General features: G+C 43.2%; 30 protein-coding genes. 25 read left to right on the top strand and 5 right to left on the bottom strand.

What is annotated here, in order from left to right; translation table 11 throughout:
- The first annotated feature begins 47 nt into the window (after positions 1-47).
- From P8S55_RS03855 to P8S55_RS03845, 3 genes are read left to right on the top strand one after another with little or no spacing between them, the layout of a single operon-like run.
- Complete coding sequence (locus P8S55_RS03855) at positions 48-2,522, top strand: TonB-dependent receptor plug domain-containing protein (RefSeq protein WP_289224963.1); 2,475 nt, start codon at positions 48-50, stop codon at positions 2,520-2,522.
- Positions 2,512-3,675, top strand: a complete 1,164-nt coding sequence (locus tag P8S55_RS03850; RefSeq protein ID WP_289224962.1) for a cytochrome-c peroxidase — start codon at positions 2,512-2,514, stop codon at positions 3,673-3,675. The genes P8S55_RS03855 and P8S55_RS03850 overlap by 11 nt, the downstream gene beginning before the upstream one ends.
- Positions 3,672-4,580, top strand: coding sequence for a ChaN family lipoprotein (locus P8S55_RS03845; protein ID WP_289224961.1), 909 nt, complete (start codon positions 3,672-3,674; stop codon positions 4,578-4,580). Before P8S55_RS03850 ends, P8S55_RS03845 begins: the two co-directional genes overlap by 4 nt.
- 71 nt (positions 4,581-4,651) lie before the next feature.
- On the opposite strand, the gene P8S55_RS03840 is transcribed toward P8S55_RS03845, so the two are convergent.
- Complete coding sequence (locus P8S55_RS03840) at positions 4,652-4,849, bottom strand: hypothetical protein (protein ID WP_289224960.1); 198 nt, start codon at positions 4,847-4,849, stop codon at positions 4,652-4,654.
- Between the two features lie 140 nt (positions 4,850-4,989).
- On the opposite strand from P8S55_RS03840, the gene queF reads away from it, so the two are divergent.
- From queF to P8S55_RS03815, 5 genes are all read left to right on the top strand, one after another.
- Positions 4,990-5,814, top strand: coding sequence for an NADPH-dependent 7-cyano-7-deazaguanine reductase QueF (queF, locus tag P8S55_RS03835; protein WP_289224959.1), 825 nt, complete (start codon positions 4,990-4,992; stop codon positions 5,812-5,814).
- Between the two features lie 240 nt (positions 5,815-6,054).
- Complete coding sequence (locus P8S55_RS03830) at positions 6,055-6,471, top strand: hypothetical protein (RefSeq protein WP_289224958.1); 417 nt, start codon at positions 6,055-6,057, stop codon at positions 6,469-6,471.
- A 60-nt stretch (positions 6,472-6,531) separates the two neighbouring features.
- Positions 6,532-6,948 carry a hypothetical protein gene (locus tag P8S55_RS03825; RefSeq protein WP_289224957.1) on the top strand — a complete coding sequence of 139 codons (417 nt, stop codon included), beginning with the start codon at positions 6,532-6,534 and terminating at the stop codon, positions 6,946-6,948.
- On the top strand, positions 6,945-7,469 hold the full coding sequence (locus P8S55_RS03820; protein ID WP_289224956.1) for a HAMP domain-containing protein: 525 nt from the start codon (positions 6,945-6,947) through the stop codon (positions 7,467-7,469). Before P8S55_RS03825 ends, P8S55_RS03820 begins: the two co-directional genes overlap by 4 nt.
- On the top strand, positions 7,470-8,501 hold the full coding sequence (locus P8S55_RS03815) for a methyl-accepting chemotaxis protein (RefSeq protein ID WP_289224955.1): 1,032 nt from the start codon (positions 7,470-7,472) through the stop codon (positions 8,499-8,501). It begins immediately after the preceding gene.
- Positions 8,502-8,519: 18 nt separating this feature from the next.
- Here P8S55_RS03815 and P8S55_RS03810 read toward each other — a convergent pair whose 3' ends face one another.
- Both P8S55_RS03810 and P8S55_RS03805 read right to left on the bottom strand, forming a co-directional pair.
- Positions 8,520-8,954, bottom strand: a complete 435-nt coding sequence (locus P8S55_RS03810) for a DUF3010 family protein (protein ID WP_289224954.1) — start codon at positions 8,952-8,954, stop codon at positions 8,520-8,522.
- Positions 8,955-9,012: 58 nt separating this feature from the next.
- Entirely contained in the window at positions 9,013-9,585 is a 573-nt protein-coding gene (locus tag P8S55_RS03805) for a hypothetical protein (RefSeq protein WP_289224953.1), read from the bottom strand.
- A gap of 112 nt (positions 9,586-9,697) precedes the next feature.
- On the opposite strand from P8S55_RS03805, the gene mnmG reads away from it, so the two are divergent.
- The 17 genes from mnmG to ubiA all read left to right on the top strand — a co-directional run bounded on the left by mnmG (position 9,698) and on the right by ubiA (position 23,916).
- Positions 9,698-11,611: a tRNA uridine-5-carboxymethylaminomethyl(34) synthesis enzyme MnmG gene (mnmG, locus tag P8S55_RS03800; RefSeq protein ID WP_289224952.1), complete on the top strand. Its 1,914-nt coding sequence runs from the start codon at positions 9,698-9,700 to the stop codon at positions 11,609-11,611.
- Positions 11,601-12,245 (top strand): 16S rRNA (guanine(527)-N(7))-methyltransferase RsmG, encoded by a 645-nt coding sequence (gene rsmG, locus P8S55_RS03795; protein ID WP_289224951.1) that lies wholly within the window; start codon positions 11,601-11,603, stop codon positions 12,243-12,245. Before mnmG ends, rsmG begins: the two co-directional genes overlap by 11 nt.
- Positions 12,238-13,005, top strand: coding sequence for a ParA family protein (locus P8S55_RS03790; RefSeq protein ID WP_289224950.1), 768 nt, complete (start codon positions 12,238-12,240; stop codon positions 13,003-13,005). Before rsmG ends, P8S55_RS03790 begins: the two co-directional genes overlap by 8 nt.
- Positions 13,006-13,020: 15 nt before the next feature.
- Positions 13,021-13,884 carry a ParB/RepB/Spo0J family partition protein gene (locus tag P8S55_RS03785; RefSeq protein ID WP_289224949.1) on the top strand — a complete coding sequence of 288 codons (864 nt, stop codon included), beginning with the start codon at positions 13,021-13,023 and terminating at the stop codon, positions 13,882-13,884.
- A 239-nt stretch (positions 13,885-14,123) separates the two neighbouring features.
- Positions 14,124-14,378 (top strand): AtpZ/AtpI family protein, encoded by a 255-nt coding sequence (locus tag P8S55_RS03780; RefSeq protein ID WP_289224948.1) that lies wholly within the window; start codon positions 14,124-14,126, stop codon positions 14,376-14,378.
- Positions 14,368-14,730 carry an ATP synthase subunit I gene (locus tag P8S55_RS03775; RefSeq protein ID WP_289224947.1) on the top strand — a complete coding sequence of 121 codons (363 nt, stop codon included), beginning with the start codon at positions 14,368-14,370 and terminating at the stop codon, positions 14,728-14,730. Before P8S55_RS03780 ends, P8S55_RS03775 begins: the two co-directional genes overlap by 11 nt.
- 11 nt (positions 14,731-14,741) lie before the next feature.
- Complete coding sequence (gene atpB / locus P8S55_RS03770; protein ID WP_289224946.1) at positions 14,742-15,557, top strand: F0F1 ATP synthase subunit A; 816 nt, start codon at positions 14,742-14,744, stop codon at positions 15,555-15,557.
- A 126-nt stretch (positions 15,558-15,683) separates the two neighbouring features.
- Entirely contained in the window at positions 15,684-15,974 is a 291-nt protein-coding gene (gene atpE, locus P8S55_RS03765) for a F0F1 ATP synthase subunit C (RefSeq protein ID WP_044408150.1), read from the top strand.
- A gap of 50 nt (positions 15,975-16,024) precedes the next feature.
- On the top strand, positions 16,025-16,495 hold the full coding sequence (locus P8S55_RS03760) for a F0F1 ATP synthase subunit B (RefSeq protein ID WP_289224945.1): 471 nt from the start codon (positions 16,025-16,027) through the stop codon (positions 16,493-16,495).
- A gap of 10 nt (positions 16,496-16,505) precedes the next feature.
- Positions 16,506-17,042, top strand: coding sequence for a F0F1 ATP synthase subunit delta (locus P8S55_RS03755; RefSeq protein WP_289224944.1), 537 nt, complete (start codon positions 16,506-16,508; stop codon positions 17,040-17,042).
- A gap of 15 nt (positions 17,043-17,057) precedes the next feature.
- Positions 17,058-18,599, top strand: a complete 1,542-nt coding sequence (gene atpA / locus P8S55_RS03750; protein ID WP_289224943.1) for a F0F1 ATP synthase subunit alpha — start codon at positions 17,058-17,060, stop codon at positions 18,597-18,599.
- Between the two features lie 12 nt (positions 18,600-18,611).
- The gene (gene atpG / locus P8S55_RS03745) at positions 18,612-19,472 is read left to right on the top strand and encodes a F0F1 ATP synthase subunit gamma (protein WP_289224942.1); all 861 of its coding nucleotides are present in this window, start codon (positions 18,612-18,614) and stop codon (positions 19,470-19,472) included.
- 27 nt (positions 19,473-19,499) lie between these two features.
- A complete protein-coding gene (gene atpD / locus P8S55_RS03740) occupies positions 19,500-20,882 on the top strand; it encodes a F0F1 ATP synthase subunit beta (protein WP_289225306.1) in 1,383 nt (460 codons plus the stop codon).
- Between the two features lie 6 nt (positions 20,883-20,888).
- Positions 20,889-21,323, top strand: coding sequence for a F0F1 ATP synthase subunit epsilon (locus tag P8S55_RS03735; RefSeq protein WP_289224941.1), 435 nt, complete (start codon positions 20,889-20,891; stop codon positions 21,321-21,323).
- Positions 21,324-21,437: 114 nt separating this feature from the next.
- A complete protein-coding gene (glmU, locus tag P8S55_RS03730; protein WP_289224940.1) occupies positions 21,438-22,805 on the top strand; it encodes a bifunctional UDP-N-acetylglucosamine diphosphorylase/glucosamine-1-phosphate N-acetyltransferase GlmU in 1,368 nt (455 codons plus the stop codon).
- Positions 22,806-22,814: 9 nt separating this feature from the next.
- The gene (locus P8S55_RS03725) at positions 22,815-23,063 is read left to right on the top strand and encodes a hypothetical protein (protein WP_289224939.1); all 249 of its coding nucleotides are present in this window, start codon (positions 22,815-22,817) and stop codon (positions 23,061-23,063) included.
- A complete protein-coding gene (gene ubiA, locus P8S55_RS03720) occupies positions 23,050-23,916 on the top strand; it encodes a 4-hydroxybenzoate octaprenyltransferase (protein WP_289224938.1) in 867 nt (288 codons plus the stop codon). Before P8S55_RS03725 ends, ubiA begins: the two co-directional genes overlap by 14 nt.
- A gap of 45 nt (positions 23,917-23,961) precedes the next feature.
- Here the strand turns inward: ubiA and P8S55_RS03715 are convergent, their stop codons facing one another.
- Both P8S55_RS03715 and P8S55_RS03710 read right to left on the bottom strand, forming a co-directional pair.
- A complete protein-coding gene (locus P8S55_RS03715; protein WP_289224937.1) occupies positions 23,962-24,543 on the bottom strand; it encodes a YceI family protein in 582 nt (193 codons plus the stop codon).
- Positions 24,540-25,112, bottom strand: a complete 573-nt coding sequence (locus P8S55_RS03710) for a cytochrome b (RefSeq protein ID WP_289224936.1) — start codon at positions 25,110-25,112, stop codon at positions 24,540-24,542. The genes P8S55_RS03715 and P8S55_RS03710 overlap by 4 nt, the downstream gene beginning before the upstream one ends.
- Positions 25,113-25,275 lie beyond the last annotated feature (163 nt).

The raw sequence follows: 25,275 nt of genomic DNA, 5'->3' as shown, positions 1-25,275 counted from the left end.
TTCAAAAAACAGCCCCTAACAAGGGGCTATACAGTCCTAATTAAAAAATGAAAAAAATTACCGTTTTAGCAATGACCTTGTTTTATTGCAATGTGTGTATGGGTGAGCAATCTCTGCAAACGATTACTGTATATGGTGATAATAATTTGGTCTTACCAAAAGACATTGCTTTAGAAAGCAATGCAGGGAAGCGTGTAATTAATCAAAATGAAATTAATTCAACACCTTTGGGTAACGCAAGTATCAGCGAGGTGGTTAGAACGGTTCCCGGGGTCGAATATTCTGATCCTGCAAAAACATCGAGCCAAGGTGGCGAAATAGCACCAGGTCGATTATCGATTAGTGGAGGTCGCCCCTATCAAAATAATTTTATTGTTGATGGGCTTCCTAATAACAATATCATTGACCCAAACTCATCAAGCACTGACGATTATGGGCGGCTATCAGGTCATGCTCAAGACCATTTTATTGATGTTGAGCTAGTTGATAGGCTTGTTGTGTATACAAGCAATGTACCTGCGAAGTACGGTCGTTTTACAGGAGGGGTTGTTGATGTTACTTTAAAAAAACCAGACCAGAGAGCATCAGGAAGGTTTAGTGTTCGCCATACTTCTGACCGCCAAACGCAGTTTCATATTGATAATAAGCAGATCTTTGAATTCGAAAACTCCTCGTCATCGAATTCGCAACCTAAGTTTGATAAATGGCAATATGGTTTATTTCTAAACAAGCCTTTGACTGATACTTCTGCTTTTTATATTGATTTAAAAAGAAATACTTCGACTATACCTTTAAGGCACTTGGGTGGCAGTAAGAGTGAATCTCGTCAATTGGACAATGCCTTGCTGAAGTATTCGTCAGATATTACAGATAATCACGTTTTGGATCTTACTTTAAATTATTCGCCTTATGAAGAGGTTAGGTTTAGCCAAGGTGTAAAAGATAGCGATTACAAAGTTATTGGAGGGGGGGAGGCTATAAAATTTGCCTTAGATTCTGTTTTAGATACGGGGCTTTTGACTTCTAATTTTGGAGTTACGCGCAGTCAGTCAGAACGCATTGCAAGTTCAAATTATTATGAATGGGCAAGATCTCCTTCCAAATCGTGGGGTGCTTTTACATCAACGCAAAACCGATCTAGAGAAGGGGCAAAAGGCCATCTAAAACAAGAACAAAATCGGATTTTTTATAGTGCAGATTATGAGCGAACACCTTTTAAGTTAATAGGTTCAGATTCTATTTTTAAAACTGGACTGATGCTTGAAAATGTAAGTGCACGAAAGTTCAGGCGTGCAGATGCAAGTGCCTATTTTGTTGGTCAAGATGAAGATAGTCGACCTATATCAGGTATGAGTAGGTTAAGGTGTAATGGAGCTGAAGCCTGTGTAGAATCCGAGCAATATGCGGCCTATAAAAATGTTCACTTGGCAGAAGATAATCAGGCTGATATAACCTCGCTCGGTGCGTATATTGAAAATACCTGGCACTATGATCGTTTTTCATTAAGGCTGGGTTTGCGTTATGACTACAATAACTTTATGCAAAATAATGATTTTGCCTATCGGAGTTTTGCAAAATTAGACTTATTTGGCAATCACTCTGTTTATCTAACAGGTGGGTTAAATAGATATTATGGTCAGACGTTTTTAACCTATAAATTACAGCAGGCTGGCAACACATATCAACGCTATTATAGAGGGTTAGTCGGAGAAATTGATGGTTTCGGTCGTCGTACTTTTTCGCCAAAGGAATGGGTGCTTAGCTCTGATCGAAATTTAAATAGATATAACTATTCTGAGCTTAAAACTCCCTATAAAGATGAGCACTCGATAGGGTTTGAAAGTCAGTTGTTTAATGGCGTTTTATCCATAGAGTATCTTGGCAGACAGGGGAAGAATGAATTTTCTCAGAGCCATAGTTTGGTAAGGCAAGATGGTTATCGCTATTACGAGCAAGCAAATGATGGTTGGAGTAGGTTTGATCAATTATCACTTTCTTGGCAGAAAGTATGGGGGAACCAGCTATTAAAAATGGCGTTTACTAAATCTAATTCGAAAACTAGTAATTTAAGTTATGACCAGCAAGTTCAAGAGGATCAAGTTTTAACAAAGGTTTATTTTATTGATCGTCTCGTTGAGCACGCCTCAATACCAAGCACGCCTGTCATTATCCCCAATAGGTTTGCCATGTCTTATCACTATATGCCAGACGTAGGCTTTGGTGTTGGCAGCTATCTAAACTGGACGCAAGCATACACTAACCTGGAATATACAGGTGAACTCTATCGTTATAGAAGTGACGAGAATGAGCTATTAGCGGCGACCATCTATGATTATGTTAATTATGGTGAACAATTGACGGTTGATTTGTCATTACGTTACAAATTAAAACTTGGTAATAAAGTTCTGGAAACAACCGTAGATATTAATAATCTGTTTGATCAAATGCAAACCATAACAGCTAAACGTGAGCAGTACCGACTAGGTCGTCAGTTTTGGCTAGGAGTTAAGTATGCTTGGTAGGTGGTATAGAGCTGGTTTTTTCTTTTCAACGTTTCTATTGATACAGGTATCGAGTGCTCATGAGGGGAAGGGAGTTGAGTTAACTAAACAGCAAATCTTTGCACAATATCTTTTAGATAAGGAAGTCTGGCCTAAACCTCATCTAGACGAGGGAGTGATGCATATTGAATTGGCATCACTTCCCGAAGTTTCTTATCCAAAAGGGAATCTTTATTCTGATGAGAAATATCAGCTTGGAAGGCATCTTTTTTTTGATCCTCGTCTTTCAAGGTCTGGGCAAATAGCGTGTGCTTCATGTCATGAACCTCAGTTGGGTTGGGCTGATGGAAAAAGGTTTTCACATGGTCATAACCGAGCTGAAGGCACAATGAATTCACCGACAATTCTTTATACAGGACATTTGAGCGCGTTATTTTGGGATGGCCGAGCAAAAAGCTTGGAGGCTGTAGCGATTGATGCCATGACCAATCCAATTGAAATGGCAGCCGATGAAGAGAGTGTGGTAAAAACACTTGGTTCTATTTCAGGTTATCAGGAATTATTTAGGGTGTCATTTCCTGGCGAAACGATTTCATTTCAAACTATTAGTAAGGCATTAGCTACATTTATTAGAGGACAAAACCCAGATACACCATTTGATCGTTTTATGCGTGGTAATCCCATGGCATTAAATGAAGACCAAATTCATGGAATGCATTTGTTTAGAACAAAGGCTAGATGTATGAACTGTCATCAAGGCGCAATGTTAACTGATCAAAAATTCCATCACCTTGGGACATCTTTTTATGGTGTAGATGGCTTCAGGGGAAGGGCAAGCGCGACAGGAGACTTAAGGGAGACAGGTCAGTTCAGAACCCAGCCATTGCGAGCTGCGACAATAACACCGCCCTTTATGCACAATGGTTTAGTTAATAGCCTTCCACACTTAATTGAAATGTATAGCATGGGCTGGTGGCAGAACAATCCACCAAGTAATAAGAGCTTAGATGATAAAGACTTTCCAAAGCTGTCGCCGCACATACAAGCTTTAGAACTTACAAAGGATGAGAAAAAGGATCTTGAGAGTTTTCTTCATGCGCTTTCACCTAGCGTACATTTTGTTGCAACACCGCAGTATTTACCTAGTTCAAATAAACAGGAGTTAAAAAAATGATAAATCGTTTATTGCTGCTTGCAATGTTGAGTCTATCAAAGATGGCATACTCAGCTGAATTAATTATCTCTGTTAATTTCAATGAAGCTGAAATATTCGAAAGGTCTGCTAATTTTAGTCCAGATATAGTAATTAACCGTCAAAGCTATTCACTGGAAGACCTAATTCAACTTGCCTCAACAAAAAAAGTAGTAATGATTGGAGAACATCACAACCAATTTTCACATCACTTTGTACAGCTTTCTATAATTAAGTTTCTCCATCGTAAAAATCCAAATCTGGCCATCGCCGTTGAGTGGGTTCAGCGCCAGCACCAAGAGACGTTAGATAGCTATATGGCGGGTAATGTTCCATTCCCTGAATTTTTGGAGGCTATTAATTATAATATGCACTGGGGTTTCGACGTGCGAAATATTATGCCTGTTTTGGAATATGCTAAGGAGGAAGGTATAAAAATTTACGCAATGGACTCACCCAAATGGCTTGCTTCTAAAATATATCATGAGGGTATAAATAGTCTTGACCCAGATCAAGTTAATCAACTTCCAGAGTTAATAAGGGAAATGAGTGATTCACAGCTGGTTGAGCTAAAGTCAATTATGGCTGTTCATAATGTTTCTGATGAAAAAATTGAGCGTTTAGTTTTATCCCAAAGAATAAGAGATGCCATTATGGCTGAACAAATTGAAAAGGCTTTGGCTAATGGCGGTTACGATCTTGTAATTGCACTAGCAGGAATAAACCATGTTCTAAATCATCGAGGTGTACCGTTTGCCTTAAATGCTGGTTTTTTGAATACACCTGATATCCTTAATGTGTCAATTCAATCGCCTGGCGAGTTTGATAGTGGGCGGTTCGATACCCACGTCACAGTAGTATTTCCTTTAATGGTTTTAAAGGATTGATCGATACATGATTGCAATTTTAACTGATGTTGATTCTTAGTCGCGGAATATCAGAAGGTTTCGTAGGGTTTTTAGTTCAGCATGAAATAAATAGTGAGTGCAAAGCCTGTAAAGTAAAGCAAGAAACTTAGTTGTAGCATGCGTTTATTTGCTTGACGGCTATTCAGTTTGTAAAACTTAGGATGTTTTCGGAGTTGAATAAAACCAAGCCAAAGCAACCCTAACCCGCCAAATGTTAACACAAACCCCCAAAATAACGGATTAAGCATAGCGTCTCCTTTTCGACTATCACAAATTTGTAACGTTAGTTTAATGCGCCAAGATGATAGAATTATGACAGTGATGCTAGTTTATCTGCAAGCAGGCCTGGTTGTTAGGTCGATTATATCTGGAGTTGTTAAGGAGTGTTATGGGTCAGGAGCATGTTGAATTAAGTCCGCTGGGTAAAAACGTGGTGTATTGTTCGGAATACAATCCGGCTTTGCTATTTCCAATTGCGCGAAAAATTAAGCGTGATGAGTTGGCGATGCCCGCTATTTTACCTTTTCGGGGTGTGGATATTTGGACGGCCTATGAGTTGTCATGGCTTAATTTGAAAGGCAAGCCGATGGTGGCTGTGGGCGAGTTTGAGTTTCCAGCGGATTCACCGAATATTATTGAATCCAAGTCGTTTAAGTTGTATTTAAACTCATTTAATGGTTCGCGTTTTGCGAGTCAGGCAGAGGTTATTGAGCGATTGACTCAGGATTTATCGGCAGCGAGTGGCGGTAATGTTAAGATTAAAATGAAGCTGGTGGGTGAAGTGCAGACGCTGGTGGGCGAGATTGAAGACGCTTTTTGTTTAGATCATCAAGATATTGAAATTCATGATTACCAGTTAACAACCTCCTATCTAAGCGTGTCAGAAAAAGAAGTTGAGCAAACGCTTTATAGCAATCTATTAAAGTCCAATTGTTTGGTGACAGGTCAGCCAGATTGGGGAACCGTGGTGATAAGTTATCGCGGTAAACAGATCGAGCAGACCGGTTTGCTACGTTATATTATTTCGTATCGTAATCATATGGAATTCCATGAACAGTGTGTAGAGCGCATCTTTATGGATATTCAGCGGCATTGTCAGCCAGAGGCTTTAACGGTTTATGCGCGTTACGTGCGTCGCGGTGGCTTAGATATCAATCCTCATCGCTCTAATTTCCAGCCGCATGTTCAGATGCCGCGTTTGGTGCGCCAATAAGTGAATTATTACATTTTTTTAATTATTAAAAATGAAATGGCCTGATGGCTTGGATTAATTTACAATTTGTATGAAGGCAAATAGCTTTATAAATATATTTTATACAGGTATTACATTTTCTTTTAGGTACAGCAAAACCACCTCCTTGTGGTTTTCAAAATACAGCAAGGCCTTACGCTTAGACCCTTGCTTGGAGTAGCCAGTACGTCATTTATCGCCAAAAGCCTAAAGGCTTCATTCTTGTTTTTTACCGCTTTATTACTTTTTATCAGTTTGATTTTATTTGGAAGCTTGCTGTATTGGTTTCAGGTTAAACCCATAGAGCAACAGCAATTAGAGCAAGCGAAAGCGGCCATGGTTCAGGATATCGACCGACGTATGAATGCGCGGGTCGATACGGTGATGGCCGTCGCTATGGCAGCGGCACAAAACCAAGTTTTACAGCAGGCGTTGACCGGTGAAGTGCCGCGTGAGCAGGCGATTGAAAACCTAAAACATACTCGGGATCATTTCCGCATCGCATCGAAAGGCACCTACGGTAGTATCCAGATGCATGTGTTTGACCGTGATCAGCGATCATTTATTAAGAGTTGGGCGCCAGATAGTTTTGGCGAAGCGACACGTAACCCCCTCGTCAGTTCAGTGTTTGAGCAGTAAAAATTTGCAGGCAGTGTCACGCTATCCCGTCGTGGTCCCGCGATATTGGGGGTTTCGCCCGTGATCGTTAATAACCAGGTTGTCGGTGCGGTAGCGGTGACCGGTGGTTTTGGTGTGGTGGTGCGTGAACTGAGAGATGAGTCCAATGTTGATTGGCTAATGCTGTGGGATAGAAGTTATATCCAAAACCGCTATCCGGCTTTGGCTGAAACCGTAGCCAATAATTCTAACTATGACAGTCGCTATATCGTCGGTCACACAGAATGGTTTGCGGCCGAGTTTGTGGAACATTTACAGGCCATGAGTTTTCCAGCGTTGGATGCCGAACAAACCCTGGTTATGTTGCACGATAACGCTATTTATATCAATCTGCCTGCTTATGATGAAATGGGGCAGGTGTTGGGACGCAATATTTTTAAACTCCCCGCAGACGAGCTGAGCGCGATGATTGCGCAACAAACCAATAAGTTATTTTGACGCTGTTTGTTATTTTCTTGGTGGTGATGCTGATTGTCGGCATGTTGATTGCGATGGTGCAATTTAAAGTCATTAAACCGGTTGCGGCTTTATCAGAAACGATGCTCTCAATTAGTCGTACTGGCCAGTTTTCGCAAAGGGCGAAGGTCAGTAGTGAGGATGAGGTAGGTCAAATGGCCGCTGGCTTTAATGATTTGTTGGCACAAACCCAGGAAGCGATGAGTGAGACTAATCATGTGATTTCGCAGATTTCAAAAGGTGATTTTAGTCGTCGGATTAGCTCGGATTTTCAGGGTGATTTACTAACGCTCAAGCTGGGTGTTAATCATAGTGCCGATTCGATTCAGCTGACGATGAACGAGTTGTCGAAGGCGATGCAGGCACTCAAGTCAGGCGAGTTTACGGTTGCGCTGGATAGCTCAAAGTTATCTGGGGAGTTTAGTGTGATGTTGGATTTAGCCGGAAAAGCAATGCACCAGCTCAATCAAACCGTGAAAGGGATTTGTGATGTGATGGACTAGATGAACCAAGGTAAATACCAGCATCGTGTTGAGGTTGAAGCCTTTGGTGAGTTAGCTAAATTAAAGCACAATATTAATATCTCTATGGACTCGTTAGAAAGTGCGATAACTGAAATTGTGCGTGTGATTCAGGCACAGTCGCGTGGCGATTTAACGCAGAAGATTGAAAAAGATTATCACGGTGAGTTGCGTATTTTAAAAGACGCGGTCAACGATACCGCGAATAAGCTAACTGTGGTAGTTAACCAGGCGGTGGAAGCCTCGGCTGTGGTTAATCAAGCCTCGGATGAAGTGGCAACCGGTGCGAATGATTTGAGTATGCGGGTTCAGCAGCAGGCAGCGGCGATAGAGCAAACCTCGGCAACCATGGATCAAATGACATCGGCGGTTGAGCAGTCGCGTGAAAACAGTCAAGTAACGGCAAAAATTACCTTGGATGTGCAACAAAAAGCGCAAGATGGTGTGAAGGTGATGCGCCAAACGATTGTGGTAATGTCGGATATTCAGGCATCGAGCCAGAAAATTGCCGAAATTGTAACCTTAATTGATAGCATTGCATTCCAAACTAATTTATTGGCATTGAATGCGGCTGTTGAAGCGGCGCGTGCGGGTGAGCATGGTCGCGGGTTTGCGGTGGTGGCCAGTGAAGTACGGGCATTAGCGCAAAAATCAGCGGAGGCGGCGAAGGATATTAAACAGCTTATCGAAGAGTCGGTTGGACGCATTAATCAAGGTACAAGCCTAGCGACATCTTCAGGTGAAGCGTTAGAATCGGTTAATAATGCAATTGAAGAAGTCGCGCAGCGGGTGAATGAGATTGCCACCGCGGCGGCAGAGCAGGCACTGGGAATTAGCCAAGTGCATCAGGCGATTAACCAAATTGATGCGGTGACGCAACAAAATGCGGCCTTGGTAGAGCAAACATCGGCGGCAACGGAAACCTTGAACGAGCAGGCGCATATTTTGGCTCAAGACATGGCCTTCTTTAAAACCCAACGCACGGGTCATCAAGGGGTTAAAAAACTGAGATAAGTCTGTTTGGTTTATAGCTTACCATTCATGTTTGCCAGCAAAATAAGCAAATGCTACCGAGAAGGCGGGTTCTTGGAATTTTTTGAGCTTGGTGTCGCTGAACGAAATCGGCACGCCATAGTTTTTTAGGTTTGCTTTTTGTTCGCTCGCATCCATTAAGCTCACCTTGAGGCTCGGTGCTACCTGCAGCGCCGCCTCAAGTTTAAAGCCATTAGCACCGCCCGCAAACTTGCCTTTCTTTTGGCGAGCACGTATTACTAGTTGATCAATTTTGTAGTCTTCAGCGAGTTTGGTGAAGGTTTTCTGAAAATACTGCAAGTCTTCAGCTCTATCAGGGTTAGCACATTGAATGCGTGTACTGCGGCATTCAGGTAGATAGAAAATACTGTCCTCCTGTTTGAGTAAACAAATAATAGCGTCATTTCCGCTGAGTTCTATGCCACAAACTATCATGGGTTTTTCCTTAAGGTTAGCGCCTTGGTTTAGGCCGCTTCGTGTTATAAAAATAAGTTTATTGTTCAAAATAGCCCAATTCGCCCAGAATAAGTTTAATTTGTTTTAGGTTGGGGCGCAGGTTATGTGGGTAATCGATTGGATGACCATCGCTGAGTGAGCTGGCGCATACCAGTCGCATCACATTAGGCTGTTTATCTGAGTGAAGCCGAAATTCAACCAGTTCCATGATTTCAGGAGGTGCATCATTATTAAGTCCAAATTGGGTGCCAAAGTTTAATCCTATGCCAATGCTTAGGTTGCTAGCAAGCATGACAGGCATGTTTTGCGCTATTCTTTCAGAGTCATACCTTACTCGAGTGACTTCAAAACGCTCAGGCGCTACGATTTGTGTTTGCTCGCTTAGTTCGCGAACCTCGAGTCGGCAGTGCTGCTGGCCCCGATCAAAGCCTGAGCGCGTTGTGAGTTCACCTTGTTGAATAAAGCGACGGGTATGACCGGCGGATATTTCAATCGGTGTTTGCAGCACAAATGTGGCTCCTGGTTGGATATCCGAGTGACGTGGTGAAGCAAAGTGAGTGCACCCAAATAGCATAAGGCTAGTGGCGATCAATAACGCGGCTCGAAACATAACATGACTCCTGACTAAATAACAGAGGATCTAAACTAATATCTTACACTTGGGCGGGTTTCACTTTGTGGTAAAATTCGCTTTTAATAGAAACTACTGAATTTTAGAAGCGATGGATAATTCTTTAACGCATTTTGATGTGATTGTGGTCGGTGGTGGTCACGCAGGCACCGAGGCGGCGCTCGCTTCAGCACGCATGGGTGTCAGCACCCTACTGCTCACGCATAATATTGACACTCTTGGTGCGATGTCTTGTAACCCCGCTATTGGTGGCATAGGCAAGGGTCACCTGGTGAAAGAGGTGGACGCGCTCGGCGGTGTGATGGCGCTGGCTATAGATCACGGTGGTATTCAATTTCGTACACTCAATGCCTCTAAAGGCCCGGCCGTGCGTGCAACGCGTGCGCAGGCTGATCGTCAGTTGTATAAGCAATACATTCGCATGAGCTTGGAAAATCAGCCCAATCTAACGATTTTTCAACAGCCGGTTGAAGATATTATCCTCGATGGCGAGCAGGTGATTGGGGTCGTCACTAAAATGAACCTTAATTTTTATGCTCGTCAAGTAGTGTTGACGGCGGGTACTTTTTTAGCGGGTCGAATTCATATTGGTTTACAAAGTTACGAAGGTGGGCGCGCCGGTGATGCGCCGTCTAATCGTTTAGCGACTAAATTACGTGAATTGGCTTTGCCGGTTGGGCGTCTAAAAACCGGTACGCCGCCACGGATTGATGCGCGTACGGTTGATTTTTCGCAAATGCAGGCGCAGCCGGGCGATGATCCTGCACCGGTGTTTTCCTATATGGGTGCGCGCGCCATGCATCCGCGTCAAGTGCCTTGTTATATTACCCATACCAATGAGCAAACCCATGAGGCGATTCGCGGTTCACTTGATCAGTCGCCGATGTACACGGGTGTGATTGAAGGGGTGGGGCCGCGTTATTGTCCGTCGATTGAAGACAAGGTGATGCGTTTTGCTGATAAAACTTCCCATCAGGTGTTTATCGAACCCGAAGGTTTAACCACTAACGAACTCTATCCGAATGGCATTTCAACCAGTTTGCCGTTTGAAACCCAGGTTAAAATTGTGCAATCGATGAAAGGCATGGAAAACGCCCGAATTATGCGCCCTGGTTATGCCATAGAGTACGACTTTTTTGATCCACGTGGCTTAAAGCCTACACTTGAAACCCAAGCGATTAATGGTTTGTTTTTTGCTGGACAAATTAATGGCACAACGGGCTATGAAGAGGCGGCGGCGCAAGGTTTGTTGGCGGGCTTAAATGCCGGCTTACGCGCACAACAAAAAGATGCTTGGTATCCACGTCGAGATCAAGCTTATATCGGTGTATTGGTGGATGATTTGATTACCCTGGGCACACAAGAGCCTTATCGTATGTTTACTTCACGTGCCGAATACCGTTTGTTACTGCGTGAAGACAATGCGGATCAGCGTCTAACTGAGTTAGGGCGTGCGTTTGGCTTGATTGATGATACACGTTGGGCCGCGTATGAAACCAAGCTTGAAAGTCTGGAGCGTGAAATTGCACGGTTAAAAGAGGTGTGGATTTATCCAGCGCACCCCGATGCAAAACGTGCTGAAGAGCTGATGGAGTTGCCATTAAGCAAAGAACACAAGCTATTGGACCTGTTGCGCCGCCCAAATGTCAGTTATGACACCTTGAGCGAGCTGGCGGTGTTTGGTGAGGGTGTGAGTGATCCTGCTGTGGTTGAGCAGATTGAGATAGAGGCCAAATACGCCGGCTATATTGAGCGTCAATTGCTGGAAATCGAAAAATCGAAACGTGAAGAAACCACGTCGATACCAGACGATTTGGATTTAGATATTATTTCTGGCCTGTCAAACGAAGTAAAACAAAAGTTAAGACAGCATAAACCCGCTACCTTAGGTATGGCATCACGCATTTCCGGCATTACGCCTGCTGCGGTGTCGTTATTAGCGATTTTTATGAAAAAACACCGTGCAACCAAGGCCAAAACAAACGAGGTTGCGCGTGACGCTTGAACAACAATTAAGACAAGGCGCAGCGCAGTTAGGTTTGGGTTTAACTGACCAGGCCTGCTCACAATTACTGGCTTATTTGGCTTTGTTGCAAAAGTGGAACAAGGTCTATAACTTGAGTGCGATTCGTGATCCTGAGCAGATGCTGGTTAAGCACCTGTTTGATAGCCTAGCGGTCGTGCCCGCTATCACTGACGCCGCACCAACTAATTTGATTGATGTAGGGACAGGCGGTGGCTTGCCAGGTATACCCCTGGCGATTATGCTACCAGATAGGCCGATTGCCTTATTGGATAGTAACGAGAAAAAGACTCGTTTTTTAGTGCAAGTTAAAGCCCAGCTTGGTCTTGAAAGTGTTGAGGTTTTTCATCAACGTGTGGAAGAGCATGACCAACAATATGATGCCATCATTTCAAGAGCCTTTAGCGCACTGGATAATTTTGTCACGATCACGGAACCTTTGTTAGCAGAAAATGGCCGCTGGTGGGCGATGAAGTCTCACAGTTTGGACGAAGAATTAAAAACGCTACCACCAGGCCTGGTGGTTGAGAAAACCATTTCTCTAGCCGTGCCCAAACTCGACGCGGCACGCTATCTAGTCGCCATGCGCAAACAAGGAGAATCACACTGTGCCTAGAGTCATCGCGATTGCGAATCAAAAAGGCGGTGTAGGGAAAACCACCACCAGTGTAAATCTCGCGGCTTGCCTGGCTAGATTGGATAAAAAAGTGCTGGTCATTGATCTTGATCCTCAAGGCAATACAACGGTGGCGCTAGGGGTTGAAAAAGATCAATTAACGCACTCTGCGTATGATTTGCTGATGCTTGAAGCCAAAGCCGTGACGGTGATTCAGCATCTGGAACAGTCAAACCTTGATTTAATAGCGGCTAATGGCGATTTAACCGGTGCTGAGGTCGCATTGCTGGAGCACGAAAAAGGTCCAAAGCATTTACGTAAAGCGCTTAAGTCGATTAGACAAGACTATGATGTGATTCTGATTGATTGTGCGCCAACCCTGAATATGCTAACCCTGAATGCCCTGGTAGCAGCCGATGGCGTACTTGTTCCCGTGCAGTGCGAGTATTTTGCGTTGGAGGGCTTATCTGCGTTAATGGATACCTTGCAAACCGTTCAGCAGGGGCTGAATCCTAATCTGCAAATCGATGGTTTATTGCGCACCATGCATGATCGCCGTAATAATTTAGCGAATGACGTTTCAAACGAATTAGTGGCCCATTTTGGTATGAAGGTATTGCAAACTATTATCCCTCGAAATATAAAACTTGCAGAAGCGCCGAGTTATGGTGAATCAATACTCGATTATGATGCGGGTTCGACCGGTGCTATGGCTTATTTAGCACTCGCCAATGAAGTGGTTAGAAAGTTACGAATTTAGTAAAAGGACATAGGTGTGGCAAAGAAACAGTCTGGATTAGGTGGGCGCGGCATTCATGCACTGCTTGGTGGTAAACAAAAGGCAGAAAACCACGTTAATGACTGGAAAGTTGAGAAATTACCCTTGGAGCATATTCGCCAAGGTACCTATCAGCCAAGACAGAGATTTGATCAGGATGCACTTCTAGAGTTAGCAGAATCGATTAAATCACAAGGTTTGGTTCAACCGATCATTGTGAAGTGGGTTTCTGAGCATCAGTATGAATTGATTGCAGGAGAAAGACGATGGCGTGCAGCTCAAATGGCGGGTCTAGAGACCTTGCCAGCCATTGTACGAGAGGTCGATGACCAACAAAATCTAGCTATGGCTGTCATTGAAAATATTCAGCGAGAAAACTTGGGGCCGCTTGAAGAGGCACAAGCCTTCGCACGCCTGATAAAGGATTTTGATTTAACACAACAAGCTGTCGCTGAAATCGTCGGTCGTTCTAGGGTCGCGGTGACCAACGCCTTAAGGCTGCTGAAGTTGCCCGAGTTGATTCAGGCTTGGTTGCAAGATGGCATGTTATCCATGGGGCATGCCCGTGCTTTATTAAGCTTGCCAGAAAATCAACAGCTGCAGATTGCACAAAAGGCGATTGACCAGGCCTGGTCGGTTCGCCAGATAGAGCAGGCAGTGAATAAGATTGAGCAGGGTAAGCCGTTAGAGGTCAAGGAGAGAGCAATAGATCCAAATGTCCTTGCCCTCCAGGATAAATTGTCAGCGCAATTGGGGGCTAAAGTTAAAATTAACCAAGGCGCAAAAGGCCGTGGGCGATTAGAAATTAGTTATAGTGACTTAGATGAGTTGGATGGTATTCTCAGTAAGATTATGGGTTAGGCTGGTTTATAAAATCGGTTATAAGTAATCTTTATACGCCCTCATAGTAAAGATTTATGTAAATGAGCTCCACAACATGTTGTGGTGGCTTGATAAATAGTAACTAGGGTTGTTGTAGGTCATGAAAATTTTTTATTTAAAAGCATAAACCATACTAGCATTTAAGAGCCTGAAAGGATAATATGTGCAAGCTTTATGCAGTAAAGTTATTTTATCGTTATCTAAACTAAAAGAACTCAATGAGCAATAGTAAAAACACAAAACCAAGAGAGAATTTTAACTTTTTGATGATAGGGTCAGGCCAAATGTATGCCTCGATGATTATCTCAGGGTTTATTGTCGGCTATTTCATTGATTATCTGGTCGGAACGACACCAATTTTTATGTTACTTTGTGGTTTGCTTGGTATAATCGGCGGCACACTTAAAGTACAACGTATGATGTCGCAGATGGACAAGGCTGAACAAAACAGAAAGGACGCAGATGCAAACTAATTTGCAGCGACCTTTTTTAATTCAAGGTGTCTTGGGTTTAATTGCAGTGATCGGATTTGCAATTTATGGACAAGCCTTGTCCGCTCTGTATGGCATGTTGATAGGATTTGCTAATATAGGTTTATTAGCATTAACCTTTAAAAAAGCAAATAGTAAGGCCGCCGAAGATCCTCAAGGCGGTATTCTGGTTTTATATATGAGTGCAGTCATTCGCTTCGTACTTTTGGCTGTGTTGTTTGTTATTGGGCTGGCGCTCCTGAAGCTTGATCCGTTGGCAGTAGTTATTACCTTCGTTGTAATGACACTTGGCCAAATGTTCAATCTGCAAGGTAAACGCCGTTTGACTGACTAAGGAGAAGGCTCTTGAGTTCTGAAAATCTGGGAAGTGTTGAATATATTCAGCATCATTTACAAAACAACTATGTTGGAAGTGGTTTCTGGACATTTCATCTAGACACCATAATTGTCAGTGCACTACTTGGTGCATTAATGATTGGTGTGGCTATGTATGTTGGGCGTCAGCTCGAAACAGGTGTGCCAGGTGGTCTACAAAACTTTATTGAGTCGATACTTGAGTTTGTCGACAAAACAGTAAAAGACTCATTTCCGTTTAAGAATCCTATCATTGCGCCACTCGCCTTAACAATCTTTGTTTGGGTTTGGTTAATGAACTTTATGGATTTGATTCCAGTTGATTTATTCCCCTATTTGTTCACTATTGTGACCAATAATCCAGATGCTTATCTAAAAATCGTACCTACTACAGATTTGAACACAACCTTAGCAATGGCTTTAGTCGTATTTGCTCTAGTTATTTACTACAACCTTAAGTTTAAGGGTGTGTTGGGTTATTTAAAATTATTCCTATTTCATCCCTTTGGTAAATTTTTAATTCCTATCAACATAGTAATGACAATTATTGAAGAACTGGCTAAACCACTTTCTCTCGCTCTGCGTCTATTTGGTAACCTATTCGCAGGTGAGCTTGTATTCCTACTGATCGCGTTGATTGGTGGAACTTTAGCAGTGGGTGCAGCTGCTCTGTTCTGGGCGCCTCTACAAATCATATTAGACCTTGCATGGGCAATATTTCATATTTTGATTATTACTCTACAGGCCTTTATTTTTATGGTGCTCACTATTGTTTATCTATCAATGGCGCATGATGAAGCTCATTAATAGGTAGGTTTTTGAAAAAAACTGTCTGGCTAACAGCCAGGCAGGAAAGGGTTTAAGCGCACCTACCGTTATGGTAAAAAGCTTTTTTAACTTTAACTTTAACTTTAAAAACTTAGGAGAAAGTCAATGGAAGTAACTGCGACTATGATTGCTGATATTTATGCCGCAACTGCGATTGGTGTAGGTGTAATTTTGGCAGCTGCAGGTATGGGTTCTGCAATTGGTTGGGGTCTTATCTGTTCTAAAACATTGGAAGGGATTGCTCGTCAACCAGAAATGCGTCCTGCATTAATGACTAACATGTTCATCTTTGCGGGTCTAATGGAATCATTTCCGTTCATTATCTTGGCATTCGCAATGTGGTTCTTGTTTGCTAACCCATTCGTAGGTGCATTACAAGCAGCTGTCGGCGCATAACTAAAAGTCGATATTTGTAATTTTAACCAACGAATGACGAGGTAACCACCGTGAGTATAAATGCAACCCTAATCATCCAGATTATATCCTTTGTGTTGTTAATCTGGTTCGTGAATAAGGTGCTGTGGGGGCCAGTGTCTAAGCTATTGGAAGACCGTCAAAAGCGTATAGCTGATGGTCTTTCTGCAGCAGAAAAAGGCAAGCATGAACTAGAGTTGTCTGAACAGCGCGCTAAAGACGTGTTGAAAGATGCTAAAGTTCAAGCGCAAAATGTGCTAAGTCAAGCAGAAAAACGCAGCACTGAAATCGTAGAAGATGCGAAAGTAAAAGCTGCAGAGGAAGCTGAGCGCATTAAAGCGGCCGCCCAAGCAGATATTGAGCAAGAGATTAGCCGTGCTAGAGAGCAACTTCGTAGAGAAGTCGCCGCTTTAGTTGTATCAGGTGCTGAAAAAATCCTGAGCAGAGAAGTTGATGCTAAGGCTCATAACCAGATGCTTGATACCTTAGTAAAGCAAATCTAAGGATAATGCTATGGCAGAATTAATCACAACCGCTCGACCCTATGCACAAGCCGCTTTTGGTTTTGCTAAAGAAAATAATCAGCTTAACCAATGGTTTGAACTGTTGAATAATCTGGCTTTATTAGCCAACGATGAAGCAATGGCAAAACTAATTGCAAACCCGAGCATATCTAGTGAAGACAAAATTTCTGTTTTTACAGGTATATTGGGTGCAGACGTTACAGCACATGCAAAAAATTTATTGACTGCAATGGCTGAACACGGCCGATTAGGCGTTCTTGGTCATGTTGCCTTATTATTTGGGCAACTAAAAACAGCTGAGGATAAACGTGTAAAGGCGTTTGTAGTTTCTGCATTAGAACCTACGGTTGAGCAAAAAAGTAAATTAAGTGCTGCTTTAAATTCGAAGTTTAATGCACAAGTCGATATTGAATATCAAGTAGATCAAGCATTGATCTCAGGACTTCGTATTAAAGTAGGTGACTGGGTTGTTGATAATACAGCTCATACCCAACTACAAAAACTTCGTGCAGCAATAGCCAATTAATTGAGAGGAAGACACATGCAATTGAATCCCTCTGAAATCAGTGACTTAATCAAAAACCGCATTGCCGGTTTCGAAGTGACTGCAGAGTCTGGCAGTGAAGGTACCGTAGTAAGTATTGCTGACGGTATTGCGCTAATCCATGGCGTGTCAGATGTGATGTATGGTGAGATGGTTCAGTTTGACGAACAAACCTTTGGTATGGCGCTTAACCTTGAGCGTGATTCAGTAGGTGTTGTTGTTCTAGGTGAATATGAACATATCTCTGAAGGTGATAAAGTAACCTGTACAGGACGTATTTTAGAAGTTCCAGTTGGTCCAGAGTTAATGGGTCGAGTTGTTGACGGTTTAGGTCGTCCAATCGACGGTAAAGGGCCTATTGATACTAAACTCACTTCACCTATCGAGCGTATTGCTCCTGGCGTAATTGATCGTAAATCAGTTGATCAACCAATGATGACAGGCATCAAGTCTATTGACTCTATGATTCCAGTTGGTCGTGGTCAGCGTGAGTTGATTATCGGTGACCGTCAAACAGGGAAAACTGCAATCGCAATTGACGCGGTTATCAGCCAGAAGGATACAGGTATCAAATGTATTTACGTGGCAATGGGTCAAAAAGCGTCTACAGTAAATAACATTGTACGTAAGCTAGAAGAATACGGCGTGATGGACAATACCATTGTTGTTGCCGCTAATGCATCAGATCCAGCTGCATTGCAATTCCTGGCTGCGTATGCTGGTTGTGCGATGGGTGAGTACTATCGTGACCGCGGTGAAGATGCGTTGATTATCTATGATGATTTGACCAAGCAGGCGCAAGCGTATCGTCAAATTTCATTGTTACTACGTCGTCCACCAGGCCGTGAAGCTTTCCCAGGTGACGTATTCTATTTACATTCTCGCTTACTTGAGCGTGCTTCACGCGTAAGTGAAGACTATGTTGAGCGTTTCACTAATGGTGAAGTAAAAGGCAAAACAGGCTCGTTAACAGCCTTACCTATTATTGAAACTCAAGCGGGTGACGTCTCAGCATTCGTACCTACAAACGTAATTTCTATTACAGATGGTCAGATTTTCTTGGAAACAGGTTTATTTGCTAAAGGTATTCGTCCTGCGATTAACGCTGGTTTGTCTGTATCTCGTGTTGGTGGTGCTGCGCAAACTAAAGCGATTAAGAAGTTGGGCGGCGGTATTCGTCTTGACCTAGCTCAGTATCGTGAGTTAGCCGCATTTGCTCAATTTGCATCTGATCTTGACTCTGCAACCAAGGCTCAACTTGAGCGTGGTAAGCGTGTTACTGAGCTGATGAAGCAAAGGCAATTTATGCCTCTTACCATCGCTGAAATGGCTGTTTCTCTTTATGCTGCTAACGAAGGTTTTTTAGATGATGTTGAAGTTGAGAAAACTGGTGATTTTGAAGCTGCGCTTCATGCTTACATGAACTCTTCTCATGCTGATTTAATGGCTAAAATCAACGTTAAAGGTGACTGGAATGATGAGATTATTACTGGTGTTAAATCCGGTATTGAGTCATTCAAATCAACTGGCGTTTACTAAGAGGAATTAACCATGGCAGGCGGTAGTAAAGAGATACGGACGCAAATTGCGTCAGTTAAAAATACCCAGAAAATCACCAAAGCCATGGAAATGGTGGCCGCGTCGAAAATGCGTAGAGCGCAAGCTCGTATGACTGCGACGCGCCCCTTTGTTGAAAAGGTGAAACGTGTAATGAGTCACGTTGCTGGCGCGCATCTTGAGTATAAACATCCGTTTACTCTTGATCGTCCTGTCAAACGTGTTGGCCTCGTTGTCGTTTCGTCTGATCGTGGTTTATGTGGTGGTTTAAATACCAACCTATTCCGTAAAACACTAAAGCAACTGAAAGTATGGAAAGAGCAAGGTGTTGAAGTTGAGTTAGCATTGATTGGTAAAAAATCGCTGGCTTTCTTTAAACATTTTGGCGGTAATGTTGTTGCTTCAAAAGCTGATATAGGTGATAGGCCTCATATTAGTGATTTAGTTGGTACGATTAAAGTAATGCTTGATCGTTTTGAAAATGGTGACATTGATGCAGTTCATATTGCCTCAAATAAGTTTTTATCAGCCATGTCACAGAATCCAACTATTGAGCAGCTCGTTCCATTGGTTGTAGAAGAAAATGAACAGGCAACCCATTGGGATTATATTTATGAGCCAGATGCGAATGTGGCCTTAGATACGCTAATGGTTCGATACGTTGAAAGCAGTGTTTTTGGAGCCGTTGTTGAAAATGTGGCTTGCGAGCAATCTGCGCGCATGGTCGCAATGAAAAGTGCATCTGATAATGCTGGCAAGATGATCAAAGAGCTTCAACTTGCTTACAACAAAGCTCGTCAAGCAGCGATTACACAAGAGCTGTCTGAGATTGTTGCGGGTGCTTCTGCAGTCTAGGTTTGTATTTGCAAAAAAAGGTTTAATATCATGAGTGGAAAAATAGTACAAATTATCGGCCCGGTTATCGACGTCGAATTTAAAGGTGCTGCGTTACCTAAGGTTCATGATGCTTTGACAGTTGATGGTAATGGTTTGACCCTAGAGGTTCAACAGCAAATCGGTGATGGCGTTGTTCGTGCTATCGCGATGGGTTCATCAGATGGTTTAAAGCGTGGAATGAAAGTTAGCAACACGGGTGCAGCGATTTCTGTACCAGTGGGTAAAGCAACGCTAGGTCGTATCTTTGATGTTTTAGGTAATGAAATTGACAATGCAGGTCCGGTTGAAACTGACATGCGTATGCCGATTCACCGTAAAGCACCTAAGTTTGAAGAATTAGCCGCTTCTCAAGAATTACTTGAAACCGGTGTTAAAGTTATTGACTTGATTTGCCCATTCGCTAAGGGTGGTAAAGTTGGTTTATTCGGTGGTGCCGGTGTTGGTAAAACCGTAAACATGATGGAATTAATTCGTAACATCGCAATTGAGCACTCAGGTTACTCTGTATTTGCAGGTGTAGGTGAGCGTACTCGTGAAGGTAATGACTTCTATCATGAAATGAATGAGGGTGGCGTACTGGATAAGGTTGCCTTGGTTTATGGTCAGATGAATGAGCCGCCAGGAAACCGTTTACGTGTAGCCCTAACGGGTCTAACCATGGCTGAATATTTCCGTGATGAAGGTCGTGATGTGTTGTTCTTCGTTGACAACATCTACCGTTACACGCTGGCAGGTACTGAAGTATCTGCTTTGTTAGGTCGTATGCCTTCTGCGGTAGGTTACCAGCCAACGCTTGCTCAAGAAATGGGTGAAGTGCAAGAGCGCATTACCTCAACCAAAACTGGTTCTATCACTTCTATCCAAGCGGTATATGTACCAGCTGACGACTTAACTGACCCGTCACCTGCTACCACTTTTGCTCACTTGGATGCAACTGTAGTACTGAACCGTTCGATCGCAGAAACGGGTATTTACCCAGCGATTGATCCATTAGATTCAACCTCACGTCAGTTGGATCCATTGGTTGTGGGTCAAGAGCATTACAATGTGGCTAACGGTGTACAGCAGGCGCTGCAGCGTTATAAGGAGTTGAAAGACATTATTGCCATTTTGGGTATGGATGAGCTTTCAGAAGAAGACCGTGCGTTAGTAGCGCGTGCTCGTAAGATGCAACGTTTCTTCTCTCAGCCTTATTTCGTAGCGAAAGTGTTTACCGGTGAAGATGGACGTTATGTTCCTCTAGCTGAAACCATTCGTGGTTTCAAAATGATTTTGAGTGGTGAAATGGACGACGTGCCTGAGCAGGCATTTATGTTCTGTGGAACTATTGATGAGGTCATCGAGAAATCTCAGAAATATAAGGGGTAATAGGTCATGGCATTCTCTATGCAAGTAGATATCGTAAGTGCGGAAGGTGAGATTTTCTCAGGAAAAGCTGATAGGCTTTTCGCACAGGCTGCCAATGGAGAAGTCGGTATTCTACCTCTTCATACCCAGTTTTTAAGCCAGCTTAAACCTGGTGAAGTCCGTGTTAAAAGTGGTGATGAAGAAGATTCATATTACATTAATAGCGGAATGATTGAAGTGCAACCTCATGTTGTGACTATTTTGGCTGATACGTGCGTGCGTTCACGAGACTTGGATGAGTCACTAGCGGCCGAATCGAAGCAGCGTGCTGAGGATGCAATGGAAAACGCGAAAAGTGAAGTTGACATTGCGCGTGCGCAAGTCGAGTTGGCAGAAGCGGTTGCCCAAATTCAAACAATCACTAAATTACGTGAGCGTTTGCAAAAAACTGGTATGGCTTAATATTGTTCCCAAAAAAGAGCGCCTCCGGGCGCTTTTTTTTACCTTTAAATTAATCCTGAAGATTTTGTTTATTTCTAATCGAGTAAAATCTTGAGGATTATCTGGAGAGTTATTATGGGTTTGAAAATTGTTATACTCGCGGCAGGAAAGGGTACGCGTATGCGTTCAAAACAACCTAAGGTTTTACAACCTCTGGCGATGAAGCCTCTACTTGGTCATGTTATTGACACCTCAGTATCACTTAAACCAGAACAGATTATCGCGGTAGTGGGTTACGCAGCCGATAGTGTTAAACAGGTCTTCGGTGATACAAGTCTTGTTTGGTGTATGCAAGCAGAACAGTTAGGTACTGGACATGCGGTTCAGCAGGCGCAAGCATTTATTAATGCAGATGATCAAGTGCTGATTTTGTATGGAGATGTCCCTCTTATCAGTCGGAAAACACTTATCAAACTATTATCTTTAGTTGATGAGTTGAGTCCTTTAAGCTTACTAACGATTAAGCTTAATAATCCAACGGGATATGGTCGTATTGTTCGGGACGTTCAAGGCAAGGTCGGGCAGATTGTCGAGCAGAAAGATGCCAATGATCAACAATTAACGATTCAAGAAGTTAACACGGGCATTATGGCGGTACAGGGTCATCAGCTTTTAGGATGGTTAGCGCATCTCAGCAACGACAATGCACAAGCTGAGTATTATCTTACTGATATTATCGCTAAAGCAGTAGCGGATGGTTATCAGGTAAAAACCTGTTCACCTAGCGACGAGATTGAAGTTTTGGGCGTGAATAATAAAGCCCAATTACAGGATTTAGAGCGACAATATCAATACCAGCAGGCCTGCTTGTTGATGGAGCAGGGTGCAACTCTTATTGATGCTAGAAGAGTTGATATTCGTGGTCAGGTTGAAATTGGTCAGGATGTTGAAATTGATGTTAATGTGGTCTTTGAGGGTCAGGTTAAATTAGCGGATGGTGTTAAGATTGGCGCAAACTGCATTTTAAAAGATGTTGAAATTGCACAAGGCGCACATATTAAGCCTTTTAGTCATTTGGAGCAGACCAAAGTCGGTGCAGCCTGCCAGGTTGGCCCCTATGCGCGTCTTCGTCCGGGTACGGAGCTTGCTGATCAGGTTCATATCGGAAATTTTGTTGAAGTTAAAAAGTCGCGTATTGCTCAGGGGTCGAAGGTCAACCATCTTAGTTATATTGGCGATACCCAAATGGGCGCTGGCGTAAATATTGGTGCGGGCACCATTACCTGTAATTATGACGGTGTTAATAAACATCAAACTATTATAGGTGACCGGGTGTTTGTTGGTTCAGATACCCAATTGGTTGCGCCTGTTACGATTGAAGATGATGCGACGATTGGTGCCGGTTCGACGATTACCAAAACGGCTCCACAGGGTGAATTGACCTTGAGTCGCGCCAAGCAGTTGACCATAAAAGGTTGGCACAAGCCAGTTAAAAAATCCTAAAGGGCGCGTATGTTAACAGAGCAGCAATATCAACAAATTCAACAGCAGTTAGCCGAGCAAGGCTGGAAGCGTACAGGATTTGATGGCGGTCAAAGCCATTTAATGGGTTGGACGGTGATGTCAACTTGGGAAAAAGACAAGGCTAAAATTACCTTGCATCACAGTGAGCGCTACAATGAAGTTAGCTATGAGATCGAAGCCAGCCCACTGGGCATTGCATGGTTAAAACAAATGGGCTATGCGCATGTCTTTAGCTAGTCTTAACTCAAAAATAAATGCCTATATACAGCTGATGCGTCTTGATAAGCCAGTCGGCATTTATTTGGTGCTTTGGCCCGCGCTTTGGGCATTATGGTTGGCGGCTGAAGCTAAACCACCAGGCCTGGTACTTTTAGTGTTTATTTTGGGTGCCATTATTATGCGCTCGGCAGGTTGCGTAATTAATGATTATGCCGATCGCCATTGGGATGGTGAGGTGGCACGCACCTGTAATCGTCCACTAGCAACAGGAATCATTTCACCGCAGCAGGCGTTGGTTTTTTTTCTACTACTTTGTTTGATAGGCTTTAGCCTTGTGCTGCTACTTAATCCCTTTACGATATTTCTATCCCTGGGTGCGGTTGCCTTAGCGGCGCTTTATCCTTTTACCAAGCGCTTTACCCATTGGCCACAATTGTTTCTCGGCGCGGCTTTTGCCTGGGCGATTCCGATGGCCTTTGCAGCGGTACAAAACCAGATTCCCAACCAGGCCTGGTTGTTGTTTGCCATCGTGTTGGTATGGACATTGATCTACGATACGCTTTATGCGATGGCCGATCGGGAGGATGATTTAAAAGTGGGCATTAAATCGACAGCGGTATTGTTTGGTGACTATGACCGGTTGATTGTCGGCATGCTGCAAGGGTTCATGTTGGGTCTGTTAGTTTGGTTAGGGTTGCTCTATGCGCTCAGTTTGATCTATTATCTGAGCCTAGTAGCTGTGGCGCTAATGTTTGGTTACCATCAGTGGATGATCAGGGATCGTGACCCCCTAATGTGCTTTGAAGCCTTTAAGCTAAATCACTGGGCGGGCCTGGTAATTTTATTGGGTCTTGTTTTACATTACTGGTAGTGATATTTGAAAAGCCCGCATTAAGCGGGCTAGAGTCTCAGATTGTTAACGTTTAATACCCTCAATATGTAAATCCAGATAAACGGTTGCAGAACCTGGGCCTAAATCACGTTTAAAATTAAAGTCTTTCATTTTAAACTCGGTTGACCCCTCAAAACCCGAACGATAGCCACCCCAAGGATCCGTGCCCTCGCCAATTTTAGTTGCGACTATCTCTAAAGGTTGGGTGACCCCATTCAGAGTAAAGTTGCCCTTTATCAATTTGCTGCCATCGGCTTGGTTGACCACGCTAGTGCTAACGAACTTCGCTTCAGGGTAACGACGCACGTTTAAAAAATCATCACTGCGTAAATGTCGATCGCGCTCGGCATGGTTGGAGTTGATGCTACGGGTATCAATTGTGACCTCAACCTTTTCATTCGCTGGGTTTTTTGGGTCATGCACATAATAACCCTCAAACTTATCAAACCGTCCCACTAGCCAGCTAAAGCCTAAATGGTTGACTTTAAAGTTAATTGAAGCGTGCATCCCCTGCACATCAATATCATAGGTGGTGGCCTGGGCCTGGACAAGCGGCGCAAGTAACACCGCCGCCGCACCGATAAATAACGCCTTTAGTTTTTTCATGGTAAATCTCCTTTGACCGGGTTTTTTTTATAAGAAAGCATCCGTTTTAGAGTTGAATCTTTATCAATCAAATGATGTTTGAGTGCGCCAAGCAGATGCAAGCCAACTAGCGCAATCAAACCCCAAGCGAATCGCTCATGCCAATCTCCCGCCACTTCCTCCTGGTATTCAATGCCAAAATTGATAGCTGGCAAAGCGAACCAATCAAAAATCATTAAAGGCTGGCCGTGAGCGGTGGTAATCATGTAGCCGCTGACCCCCAGCGCAATCACCAGCAAGTACATCAGTGCATGGGCTATGTGTGCCAACCATAGTTCCCAAATACGATGGGTTTGAAGTGGTTGGACTGTTGGGTTGAATAACTTCCATGCAAAACGAAACAGCATAGCCGTTACCACTAACACCCCAATACTGCGATGCAAATCCGGTGCACTACGATAATAAGGGCTGTAATAATCAAGTTGTGTCATCCACAAACCTAAAGCAAATAACCCCAACACGGCGAGTGCAATCAGCCAATGTAAGCCGATGTGAATGAGACCATAATAATTTGGAGTATTGCGCCACATAGTCAATTTCTCAAATGATTTAACTGTATGGTACATTTTTCGCCAGAGAATGATAATCGTCAAAATATAAAAATACTTTTTCCAAATAGAAAAACTATGAAGGGTTAAGCTAAGCAACCCAAGCCTTATGGACTTAAAAGCTTGGTTGCTCGGCTAGTTGAGA

This window comes from Thiomicrospira sp. R3 (assembly GCF_029581415.1).
Classification (GTDB): domain Bacteria; phylum Pseudomonadota; class Gammaproteobacteria; order Thiomicrospirales; family Thiomicrospiraceae; genus Thiomicrospira.
This window is presented reverse-complemented; position numbering and strand designations above follow the sequence as displayed.